The 13000-nt window shown below is 27.0% G+C and carries 5 protein-coding genes; 4 read left to right on the forward strand and 1 reads right to left on the reverse strand.

The genetic code is table 4. The annotated features are described in order from the left end of the window. Nucleotides 1-137 precede the first annotated feature (137 nt). The gene (locus tag MYPE_RS00085; protein ID WP_044891173.1) at nucleotides 138-1619 is read right to left on the reverse strand and encodes a DDE-type integrase/transposase/recombinase; all 1482 of its coding nucleotides are present in this window, start codon (nucleotides 1617-1619) and stop codon (nucleotides 138-140) included. Between the two features lie 257 nt (nucleotides 1620-1876). Here MYPE_RS00085 and MYPE_RS00090 point away from each other — a divergent pair, with 257 nt between their 5' ends. From MYPE_RS00090 to MYPE_RS00105, 4 genes are read left to right on the forward strand one after another with little or no spacing between them, the layout of a single operon-like run. After that, nucleotides 1877-4621, forward strand: coding sequence for a hypothetical protein (locus tag MYPE_RS00090; RefSeq protein WP_011076844.1), 2745 nt, complete (start codon nucleotides 1877-1879; stop codon nucleotides 4619-4621). 26 nt (nucleotides 4622-4647) lie between these two features. Next, nucleotides 4648-8676: a lipoprotein 17-related variable surface protein gene (locus MYPE_RS00095; protein WP_044891174.1), complete on the forward strand. Its 4029-nt coding sequence runs from the start codon at nucleotides 4648-4650 to the stop codon at nucleotides 8674-8676. A 43-nt stretch (nucleotides 8677-8719) separates the two neighbouring features. Beyond that, a complete protein-coding gene (locus MYPE_RS00100) occupies nucleotides 8720-11755 on the forward strand; it encodes a phosphoglycerate mutase (protein WP_011076846.1) in 3036 nt (1011 codons plus the stop codon). Nucleotides 11756-11763: 8 nt separating this feature from the next. Beyond that, nucleotides 11764-12681 carry a triose-phosphate isomerase gene (locus MYPE_RS00105; protein WP_011076847.1) on the forward strand — a complete coding sequence of 306 codons (918 nt, stop codon included), beginning with the start codon at nucleotides 11764-11766 and terminating at the stop codon, nucleotides 12679-12681. Nucleotides 12682-13000: the final 319 nt, after the last annotated feature.

The raw sequence follows: 13000 nt of genomic DNA on the forward strand, positions 1-13000 counted from the left end.
AAAATTTGATTTATAATGTTAATTTTATGTGACTTTGTCCCTATTAAATAGAACTTGGAGCAACTAAATTATATCAATGAGAAAAATATAATTTAGTTGCTTTTTGATATTTTTGGTTTTTGCTTTTTATTGCTCAATTAAATATTTAAAGAAAGTTCAATTTCTCTAATTTTAATTTTTTCCTCCCTTTCTTTTAAACTGTCGCTTCATCTTTCTAAAGCTATTCTTGTGTTTTCATTTTTTTGATAAATAGCTTTAGAAGTAGCTATACTTTTTCTTTTAATTTTTTCTAATTTTAAAAACTCATTATCATGAATCTCATTTATATATTCGTTTAATAAATCATCATTTATTTCTCTGGCAAAATATTTAGTATTTTTATCAAGTACAAATTTTTCACCCGTTAACATGTTGGTTCTTAATAAGATTTGATTTTTCATATTAACTCTTTTATCTTCTTTGGTGAACAAACCCATAGCCTTCCCATTAAGGAAAAAATAAAAACCTTTTAGAACTTTACAAATCTTAGTTGTATAGAACAAGTCTTTTAAATCATCTTTACTTATTTTTATGAATTGGTTTCTTTTTCCTTTTTCAGACTTTTTATATCTTTGATTGTAAGCATCAACAATTAACTGATAGTTCTTTTGTATTTTTTCTTTAGTATTCAAACCATGTTTTAAAAATAATTTGTAATAAATTTGTTGTGCATTTTTAAATGATCTTTCAACATTAGCTTTAAAAGTTGGTTGGCTTTCTGACTTAACTTGTATTTCTAGTTTATTTAAACAATAAGTTAAATTGGTAACTGAATTTTCAGATCAAAATGTTTTTCTTCTGTCTGTTTTTATAATGTTTGGAGCCCCATACTTTTCTAGGACCTGTTTAAGCAGTTTACAATACCCAAAATTTGTTTCCTCATCATCAATTCAAAAACCTAGTAACTTACCAGTCCCAGCATCAATGGCATGGTATATGTAGTATTTTTTAATTCCTATTCAAACACTAACGCAAGCATCTACTTCAACTATGTGACCAAAATCATAGTTGTGTTTTACATAAGGGGGATTTTTAGTTTTTAAATATTCTGTGTACGTTGGTTTATATTTTCTTAGAAATTCCAAAATTTTTTCCTGGATTTTTAACTCTGCTAAATTTCCTTCTTTAAGTTTTTTCTTCATAGTTTTTCTTGTGATCTTTTTTGAATATGAAGTGAGTAAAAAATTTTCATTTAGAAGTTTATTTACAAATCCGTATTTAACATTAAACTTGTCTTTTATTTCATCTAAATAAAAATCTAAATGAGTCATTTCATAATGACCATCACTCATTTCTTTGCATGGAGTAGTTACTTCAATATATTTCTCTATAATTGCTCTTTTTACTTCATCTTTTATTTTGTTAACATTTTCCTTATTTTTGTTTTTATGGCTAATCAAAAAAGTATTATCTTTAAAACTTTTTATAAACCTTCTAGACTGTTTGATTGAATATCCTGTTTTATTACTTAAAGTTTTTGGATTTAACTTTCCTTTTTTATTCAAAGAACCCATTTCTTCTAAAATTCAGAACCTACTATTCTCAAATTTTGTTAAATTGTTTTTTATTATTTCTTTCATAAAAAAACACCTCACTAGATTAAACTCCAAGAGGGACAAAATCACAAATAATTGATTAGTCTTTTTTAGGGACAAAGTCTTGTAAAATCCACATTTTTTACAAAAAATTTATAAAAAATTTGATTTATAAAAACCAATATCCTAAAATATATATAAATTAGTCTTGTGAGCTTACTCTGATTTTTTTTAAAAATAAAAGTAAAATTACTGACTAATTTTGTATTGAGCAAGATAGTTCAGGATATTGGTGTTTCATTATGAAGAGTTTGAATAAATCATTTATTTCTAAAAGAAAAAAAAGAAAGTTATTAGTTTTCTCTAGTAGCTTGTTTTCTATGTTTGCAATAGGATTAGGGTTATCTTTAACAAGTTCTTTATCACTTAATAAAGATTCAATCACTAGTGTTAACTCAAATTTAAATGCTTTGAAAAATACTACAACTTCTACTCAGTCTGCAGCTAATTTTACTGTTAATGCTGCACAAACACCTTTAAATAAAAAAGCAAATGAAGTTACAAACAGTGATATTCAAAACATTTTAACCCCAAGTGCCACTGTATCTTCTTATAATGTTGTTATATTACCAGTTACAGAAACCAATATTAATAAAGGTTATGTAAACTTTTTAGTTTATCAAACTTATTGAGATGGTTCACTAATGAAAACAGAATTTGCAGATGCATCTAAATCTATGAATACTGCAAATGGAGGGACACAAACAAATTATCAAAGTGATGATACATATGATAATGTTGTCTTAAATGAATATGGTTTTACAAGTGGGGAGGCAACTACAAATCCTTCTACTACCAATATTTTTAGTACTGCTAAAATAAATAATTTAGCAAATTGAATAACTGCAGAAAAATATAATATTGAATGAAAGAGTGATGAAGAATTAAAAACTTATATTACTAATTCAACAGCAACAACATTAACTACAGAAATGTTAGTTAATAATTTTTTTAGCAATACAACAAACTTACCTAATTTAGCAACGAGTGGTAGTACAAACGCCAATAATCAACCTTCTTCTACTACTATAACTGTTACATCAGTAGATAAAAACGGGAATACAGCAAATGATAGTAATTCTGTTGGTTTATTTAAAATTAAAATTCAAATAAATCAAACTTCTAAATCAAATTGATTAAATGACAATTTTCCTACTGGTTCAACAGGTGGTGAAAGTGCAAATGGAAATGATGACAAAAAAACTATTACTATTACAAAATATATTGGAGGTTTTAATACAGCTTCTGGACAAAGATATATAGTTGATATTGATTCTGAATTGCAAACTATTAGAAACTGAACAATTTCTGATACATCTTTATTTGATGGAGAATCAACTGAAAATAACACAGTTTCAAGTTTAAGACCATCACAATTTGAATCTCCATATGGTGGTAAAACTGCTTTAATAAGTCTTTTTTCAACGGGGACAGGATTATATAGCACAGGAAATACTGTGACACCTATTGTTCAATATTCTTTTACAGAAAGCACTAATACAAAATACAATTTCCATGATCCTTCTGCTTCAAACAATAATGGATCAAATGGAACTCAAGGATCTGGTCTTATTCAAGAAATCAACAACCAGAGAGAAAACATCAAAATCACTGACATTACAACTATAGCAAATGATGTTGATGGAAGTTTAAGAATAATTATTAAGTATGATGGGTTCAGCATATACTCAGGAACTGTAGTATCTCAAACAAAAACATATGATTATGTTGCTGGTACTTTTGCAACTTCTAGTCAACCTGAAAATTTATTCTTTTCTTGAAAAGATGTAAATACATTATCAGCATATGGATTAAATACACCTTCTGATATTGTTAATCAATTCATGAGAAATAACTCAAACACTGAATTTGTTAGAGTTTTTACTAATCAATTTATAAATGCTTCTTCTGAAATTCAAGCATTAAATAGAACAGCTACAATTTTATTTGGAACAGCCACTGGAGAAGATGCTCTACCAGAAACTAATAATTCTTTAAATGATCAAACAGGATTATATAGTCCAGGAAATAGTGTGAGTGGTAGATCTATTACAGTGAGACTGACTTTTGATAACTGAAATGGAACAACTCAACAAAAAGTTTTTCAACAGAGTTTCACTTTCTCTGGTGTTAGTGACACTGGGACATATAGCTACAGTACTACTGGCAATACAACAGGGTATGATGACAGTCTTGTATTGACATGACGTTCAAATGATGCTGTATTAACTAATAATCCATCATTTGCTAGTACAACACCTTCAACTGTTGTTTACAATATTATGACTTCAGGAACTTCTACAAGTTATTATGAAACTTTTGCTAGTACAAATAATAATGCTTCAGAAATAAGTGTTTCATTTGAAGCAAATGATGTTGATGGTTCATTAATAGTTTTTTTAACAAAAACATCAACAAGCACTGATGCAAATATAAAAACCCAAAATGCTCATATTTATTCTCAATTATTTACAGGATTTAGAAAAACAACTGAAACTACTGGTGTTGTTTCATTTAGTTGAATACCTAATGAGGAAGTATCTGGAGCATTACAATCAATCCCTGTAAACAATGTTACTAAAGAAGATATTATTGAACATTATCTAAGTAATTCAGCATTGTTCCAAAATGGTGATTTAGGAACAGCTGATATTACATTAACACCAAATATTAATGAAAATTCATTAACAATAGAAGTTACAATGTCATTCTTCAATCAAGATAATGTAACTACAACTAACAGAACTTTTGCTACAAAACTAACAGGTTTTGCAACATATCAATATACAAATAGCAGTTCATTTACACCACCTAAAAACATGACAGCTGTATTTGCGATTTCAGCAGCAACAGTTTTATCTATTACACTAGGTGTTGTTTTATTAGCAATGCTATTAAAAAGAGCTAGATTGAGAAACTTCAAAAGTTACCATGATAGTGTTTTAGAAAAGAAAGTAAAGAAACACACAAGAAGAACTATTAAATAAAAACAAAATAAATATTGGAGAAAATTATGAATAAAAAATTAAAAAATAGATTATACATTTCAACATTAGCTATTTCTTTAACTGGAACTTTTGCGGCAATTGGTTCTGTTGCTTTGCCTAGTTCTTCTTTCAACAACTCATCAAGTAGTGAAATTTCAAGTGTTTCTAAAAATTTAAATGCAGCCACAACAACAGCTGCCACTCCTAGAGCAACTAGTGAGTATGTTGCTTCTTGAAATATAGGAACTCAAGATATTAATAATTTAAATTCTCCAATTCAAAACATAGCTTTTAATACTTCAAACACTCAATATGCTTTGTTAACAACTGCTGAAAGTAAATATGACAACAGTAGTTATTCTATTACTTCAAGAACAACAGAAGAAAATGTAAATTTTAATGCATTATCTGTTTTCAAAATGTCAGATGGTTCTTTAAGTTGAACAAAAAAAGCATCAGATATAAAATTAAGTGCTACAAGAGTAACTTCATTAGTTACAGGCTCTAAATTTGTTGCAGTAACTTATTTAGATTCTTATATGGATAGAGAGGCTTATTATCTGGCAGTAGTTCAAGGTAGTGATAATAAATATTATTTAGTATTTTTAAAAGAGGGAGATACAACAAATTTTTCTCCTGAAAAAATAAAATTAAATGCAACAGGGGCAGGAGCAGCATCTTCAAGCTCAACTTCTCAATTTTATATAAATGTTGTTTCTTCTAGTAATTGAGATATTAATATTTATCAAATTCAAACTGATACTTCAGGTAGTAGCAATAACTTAGGTGTTAATTTATTTGATTTAAAAAATAATGGTTCTACTAGTACAACAGTATCTGCATCAAGTTTAAGTGTTTCTAATAATTTTGCTAGTATTTCTTCTGAATTATTAAGTTCTTACTTTTATAAAACAAATGGAGCTAAAATTTCATCTAAGCTTACAAAATCATTTAAAGATGATGATTATGTTTATTTTGTATTCCAACAAGAACCTGCAAATGTAACTGCAGCAGATTTTAATAATTTTGTTTCAATCTTAAGACTTCCTCTTTCATCTCATGAAATTACAATTTCATCTGAATCTTTATATAGTTTAAGTTTAAGTTCTCAACAAGTGGATGTAATTTTAGGAAGTGCAATAAATAATTATAGACCAAGTGTTGCTATTGCTTCAAATGGTGATCAACATACTGTAATTTTGTCTAGTAAAAATTCTGATAAATATTTTTATTCTGTTGTTGAACCAGATATGTTCAATAATTCTGACCCTGCAACATTTAATGAATTAACTTCAACTGATTCTGCTTATATAGTAAGTGTTAATCCAATATATAATTCAGATTCTTCAATTAATAGTTATGTTGCTTTATTGAGCAATAACAAAGCTATAAGAATTAATTCTGATTTTTCAGCAATTAGTTTAATGTATGATTTCACAACATTAAATGCAACTACATCTAAATTAATATTTAACATTTTTACTATTCCTGGAGATGTTAACTGATATGCTCAAATGACTGATGGTAAAATTATTCAATTTAATGGGACAAACCTTATTGGGGAATTAGGAAATACTGCAGTTTCAAATAGAAGAGAAAATAGTGCCAATGTTGTTTTATTACAAGAAAGTCAAATTTCTTCAGAAGTTTTATTCCAAAAAGTTACTGATAACTCAAACACTAGTCAGGCATCAGATTATTTTAAACAATATGTAACAAGCAATGTAACAAGTTTTTTACAGATTAATTCATATGATACAGCTTTTGGGACTCCGTCTTTCACTGCTGATGTAAAAACAGTGTCAAAAATTGGATCAACAAACAATTATAGTGTTACTATTGCTTTTTCACAAAATATAAGACAAATGACTAATGGTAGTATACCTACTACTGCAACTAGTAAAGTTCTTTTTGCAACTCAAACTTATACTTTCATTAATGAAAATTCTAGTATTACTGTAAGAGATAGAGGGAGTGTTTCTGCAAGCATCACAGGTAAACTACCAAGTGAAATTACAAATGCAGATGTAGCTTCAATATTAAATTTCCAAAATGTTGGAAATTATTCATTAACACTTGATCCAAATGACACACAAGGGATTTTAACTGTACAAGTTAAATCTGATGCTGTTTGAATAAATGGTAGTTTAGAAACTAATAATGTTCAAACTATTACAATTGGAGAAGAAAATAATCCATACTTCAAAGTTGATTTATTCAATGGATTAAGTTCTAACATTGATTTAGTAACTCAAGATTATATAGATCAATCAGCAAATGCTGCTTTAAAAACAACTCTAACAAATAAATATTCCACAACATTAGCTTCACAAGTTACAGCTCAAAATATTGTTGATGACTTCTTAGTTTATGGTAATGCATTTAGTAGTGCTCAATTAACTGCTAATAATATTATTCAAAGACCAACAGCTGATAATGTTCAACTATATCCAATGGATTCAGAAGGACAATTATATGTAATTGTTACTGTTCCTAAAATTGGGGATAGAACAAATGTGGTGTATTCATTCACAACAGCAGCTATTTTTAGAAAAAACTTTACTACTAATCACAATGTTTATTTAAGTTTTAAACACAACAATACTGTATTAAACACAACACATACTGTTACTACAGGTGGTTCAACTACAGAAACTCAATTAAGTACATTAACACCATCATCTATTGTTAGTTTAATAAACTCTAATAAAAGTTTATTGTTCTATTTTATGGATATGTCTAATTATGTGTTTAATATCTTGGCTAACTTAGTAGACAATAGTAATAGTGAAGCAGTACTAACTATTGCTCCAAGTGATCCATTAGGTACAATTACATTTACAATTAATTTCCAACAACAAATTCCTGGATTAGATTCTTCTTATAGCTACACTTTCTCAGGGTTTACAACTGCTAATACTAACTTATCTGGTAGACCACAACAAATGCCAGGTTTTAGTTGAGGTACAATACAATCAACAGCACTAAATGGTAGAAAACCAACTGATATTACAAGTGAGTATTTAGAACAAAACTTTTCAACTTTATTTGTGTATACAAACAATGCTAATCAATTAGATCGTGATATTACTGTAACACCATTGAATGGTAGTGGTGGAGTATTAGTTACTATTACTTTCTATGATTGATGAGAAGAACAAACTAATAATGGTCAAACTACTTATGTAAAATTAGCTCAAAAAACATTCTCAACTATTATTAAGAGTGGTCTTTCTCAATCAAGAGAACCAATTAATGCTGTTGTTTGAAAATCATTCTATCAATTATCAACTACAAACAATGCATATACAACAGGTACTGCATCAAATGCATTAACATTAATTAATTCAGTTGCTACAACTGAATTAGAAAAATTAGATTTACTTGCAAACATTTCTGATTACTTTAGAAATAATGTTCAAACAGCACTACAAAGTGATCCAAGTGCATTATCATTATCAATTGTTCCAAATGATAATGAAGGAACATTATCAATGTATGCAGTTGTTAAATTAGATGGACAAACATATAGTTATAGCAGTGTACTATCTGGATTTAATCTTAATGGTGTAGATTATTCAGTAGTATTAGCTCAAGAAACTTCTGATGCTGTACAAGCATTAAAGAGTTCATTACCTTCTAACCTAACAGAACAACAAATTGAATCTCTTGTGAATGTTAGTGTGGGAAATGGTTTAACAAAAAACATTCAAGTTACATATGATGATATTAAAGGTACATTATCATTAACTGTAAGCTTATACAAAGATGGTCAAGTAGTTGCTACAACTACTAGAGATTATTCAGGATTCTCAACAAGTACAATTGTTTATAATGGTACAAATGCATTAATTATAATAGCAGCAGTTGTAATTCCTATTATTCTGTTATTAACTCCAATTCTATACATCTCATTATTTAAAAATAGAAGAGATATTAAAAAAGTTTCTAAAGTTCTTGATAAGAGATTATCAGAACAAGCTGTTAAGAAAAAAGTTACTGAAGTTAACACAATTGCAGATCTATTGAATTTAGAAACTGACAAAAACTGATAAAAATTAATATTATTTACAAACAAATTATAAAGAAAGGGAAATTATGAAAAATACATTAATATTTCTAGTTACTGAAGGGATAGGGTTAAACAAGAAATGAAAAGGAAATTATTTAAAGTTAGCTAATAAACCTAATATTAACTATCTAATTTCTGGTATCTATCCTTGAGCATTATTATCAAATGATAGAAAAAGAAATAAGTATATTCCTAAAAAAACTTATCCTTCAGTTAAAAGAGATGTAGATTCTAACTTTTATGAAATGTTATATGGTGAAACAGACATAAAAACATACTTAGAATTATTAGATGAACAAATTAAAAGTAAATCTTTACACAACCTAGAAATATTTAATAAACTAATTGACCGTTCTAATAAAACAAATTCAAAAATAGTTCATATTTTCTCAATGTTGTCTTTTAATGAAAATAAATTTAATGCTAAAAATTTATTTTATGTTATCAATGTCTTAATTAAAAAAGGACTAAAACCTGTTCTTCATTTAATTGCTGATGGTCAAGATGAAAGACCTTATAGTTTTAATAAAAACTTATCAAATTTCTCTAAATTCTTATTAAAAAGAAACACACCTATAGTTACTGTAGCTGGTAGAAACCATGTCTTTGGAAAAAAAGGTAGAGACTTTTTAGACAATGAACATGTAATGGATTATTTTGAAACAATCTGTGGTTTAGGTGAACAAGCTTTTACTGAAGCTAGTGAATATACTAATGAAAACCTAGCAAATAAAGTAATGGATGCTGATATTCTTCCGGCATACAATACAATCATGGATGGATACTTTGTATCTAAAGATGACAGTGTATTATTTTTAAACAGTGATCCAGATGATTTTGCTTCACTTGCTAGAATGATGAAAACATCACCTAAATTAAAAGGATTATTTTTATCAAGTTTAGCTCCAATCTATGGAACAAAATTAGATGCAGTATTTTTTGAAAACCCTGTTAAAGGTAAAGAAGAATCATTATTAGCTAACATGGTTGCTAAAAATGATAATAAAGTTTTAGTGCTTGGTTTAAACCATAAAAAAGGATTTATTAATAAATTTTTTGGTGAAAATACTAATAATGAAAACATAACAAGAAAAATACTATCAAGTCCTGCATGTACTTCTGATAAAGAATACTTCTCTTTATCTTCAAAAATGTTGATTGATAAAACAATAGATTCAATTGGTAAGTATGATGTTATTTTTGTAATGTGTCCAATGATTGCTGAAGCTGCAAGATCTTCTGACTTAAAACAACTATTATCTACTATTGAAACATTTGACCAACACTTAGGAAGATTAATTAACCTATGTAGATGTACTGGTAACATTATTGCTCTAACTTCAGCTTATGGTGCTGCTGAAAAGATGTTAGATAAACACTTAAATATTGTTCCACATAACAAATCTTCTTTAGTTCCATTTGTGTTTACTAATGGAGATCTATGACCTAAGAAAATGCAAAGTAACTTTTTAGGTGTATATTCTTCAATCTTATCAACTCTAGATTCATTAGATACTGAACATAAATTGTTCTACACTTCTTTAATTGATCCTAATTTTACAAAGAGTAAAATTGAAGAATCATTAAATGATATGTTCTTAATTTGAAAAGAAACAATTTCAGATGACTTAATTAAAAGTTTTGAAGATAACAAATTAAACTTTTATAGTGAGTTTTCAAAAGATGAACAATTCTTAAGTGAAAAACAAAAATATGTTGTTCTAAAAGAAATTATTGAAGTTAATAAAAAAGTTTTATTAACTCCAGAAGCTAGAAAAAAACTATACAATGTTTTAATTGATTATGTTGAATACAACAAAATTGACTTTGTTGGTTTAGACATTAACTATAAGAAAACTTTCCAAACATTGTTTGATAAAGAAATTAAAATGTTAAAACTTTCAAAATTATCTAATAAATATTTTGATAAGAAAATTTGAATTACAAACTTTGTTAGAAATGATGAATGAATTAACTCAATTAAATTTGATTTACTAGAATCATCAAAAAGAACATTTGATGTTGATAAAAATGAGAAGTTTAGTACTAGAGTTTACAATGAAATGATTCCTTTCTTATTCTTTGAAAAAATAAGAAAATCTGAAGTTGAAATCTTAAAAACTAATGATGCTGTTTCAATTGCTCAATTCTATGAATTGATTAAAGAAGAAGTTAGAGATATTTTTGAACAATATATCTTAGATAAACTTCCAGTTGAAAGTGAAGATGCAACTGATGAAGTAGTTGAAGAAGAAAAATCACCTGAACAAATTGCTACTGAAAAAGCAGTTCATTCAATCTCAGTATATTTTGATTACTTTGTAGAAGTAGTTGATTTAATTAGATATGAAAGAGATTATCTTGAAAGCTTCAATAGAAGATATAAAGAAACTCAAGAACATCTTGCTAAACAAAACAAAATATATGATTCAACAGATATCTTTAATGTACCTGAAATTGCTTTAAACCCATTAACAGCTAAAATTGTTTCATTAATTAGACTTTATAAAAGTGAATTGAAAAGTCATGCTAAAACAGAAAAAACTGAAAATAAGAAAACTATTTACAAGTTTGACATGGCATATTCAACAAAAATTGATATTGCAAAACAATCAATTGCATATGATGGTGAATTTAATGAAGAAGTAAACTTAAAGAAACAAGATGAGTTTGAAAAGAAATTTGCTGAGTATGTTGAAGTTTACAAAGAGTTTGATAACACTGTTATTGAATGAGAATCAGATGAAGAAAAAGATGATGAGTATTCAATGGATGATGAAACAATTGAATATGATGAAAATGGTAACCCAATAATGGTTGATAAAATTGATACTAAGATCAAAACAAGACCTGAGTATGATTTAACAGAAGTTTGAGTTCAAAAAAGAATTGATGAATACAACAATGTTGATAACTACAAACCAAATATTGCAGTAGATGCTATTAAACAACTTGATAAAAATAAACAAACTAGTGTTGCTAAAGCTAGACTTAGAGATTACAGCAAACTAAGTGAAGTATGAAAAAAGACAGCCCAATCTGAAACGGAAAATAATGGATAGGAGATAGTATGAGAGAAAAAATATTAATTACTAACTGAAAAATGAATGCTGACTATGTGTCAATATCAAAATTCTTTAAAAATATACCTAATTTTGAAAATGTGAAAGTAATGGTAGCACCATCTTATTTAGGTATTGTTCCAAGTTTAGGGATGTCTAAAAATGCAAAAGTAGAAGTGGTTGCTCAAAATGTATCATTTCCTTCACTTGGTAACCATACTGGTAGTGTTTCTTGATTGGAATTAAAAGATTATGGAATTAAAACTGCTTTCTTAGGTCACCCTGATGTTAAAGTAGATTTCAAAGAAAAAAACTATCAAGTTAATGCTAAACTTCAAAAACTTCTTAAAAATGGAATGAATGCTGTTCTTTTTATTGAAGAAACAAAAGTAGATTTGTCTGAAGAAAGTACTAAAGAAAACTTAAGATTACAAATTAATCAAATTTTTAATGGGATTGATGCATTAGATATAGTTGATAGAGTTTATATAGTTTATAAACCAACTTTTATGGGTGAGATTAATTCTAAGTTTGACAATGAATTTATCTTTGGAACTATAAGAGTTATTAGAGAATTCTTAAGAACTAAATTCGGATACTATGTTGCTAATAATTTACCAATTCTTTATGGTGGTGAAATTATTAATGATGATATTGAAGAAATTTGTAAAAACAATGATGTTGATGGAATCTTAATTGAAGATGAAAGAGCATTATCTAACAAATATATTTCAATCTTATACAAACACTTATTCAATGGTTCAACATATGCATACAAACAACATTATGATCATAAGGTTGCATTAGATATTCCTACTGAAGAAGAAAGAATTAAAAATGCTACTCAAGTTTCAGACTTTGATATGTATGACATTACTAGTGAAACTTACTTTGATGATATTAAGATTAATGAAGAAAACATGTAATCTTGTTAATTATTAATTACTAAAAATAGCTTAACAGCTATTTTTTTTATTTCTTTAAAGCAAGAAATTTGAAAGAAAAAGGAAAGAATTTTGAAAGATTTAGGAAAAAAATAAAAGAGCATTCTAATTTTATAATTTATTGTTACTAAACAAATCTCATTTGATTTTTTATTAACAATAAATAAAAGGAAATAAAAATAATAAAGAATAACAAAATTTTTAAATTATTAATTAGATTGTTCTTATCTATAAAATTGAATTTATAAAAAGAGTATAGTTTATATATAATAATTGAGATATTGAAGAATTAGTAGATTGT

Source organism: Malacoplasma penetrans HF-2 (assembly GCF_000011225.1).
In the GTDB taxonomy this organism is placed as follows: domain Bacteria; phylum Bacillota_I; class Bacilli_A; order Mycoplasmatales; family Mycoplasmoidaceae; genus Malacoplasma; species Malacoplasma penetrans.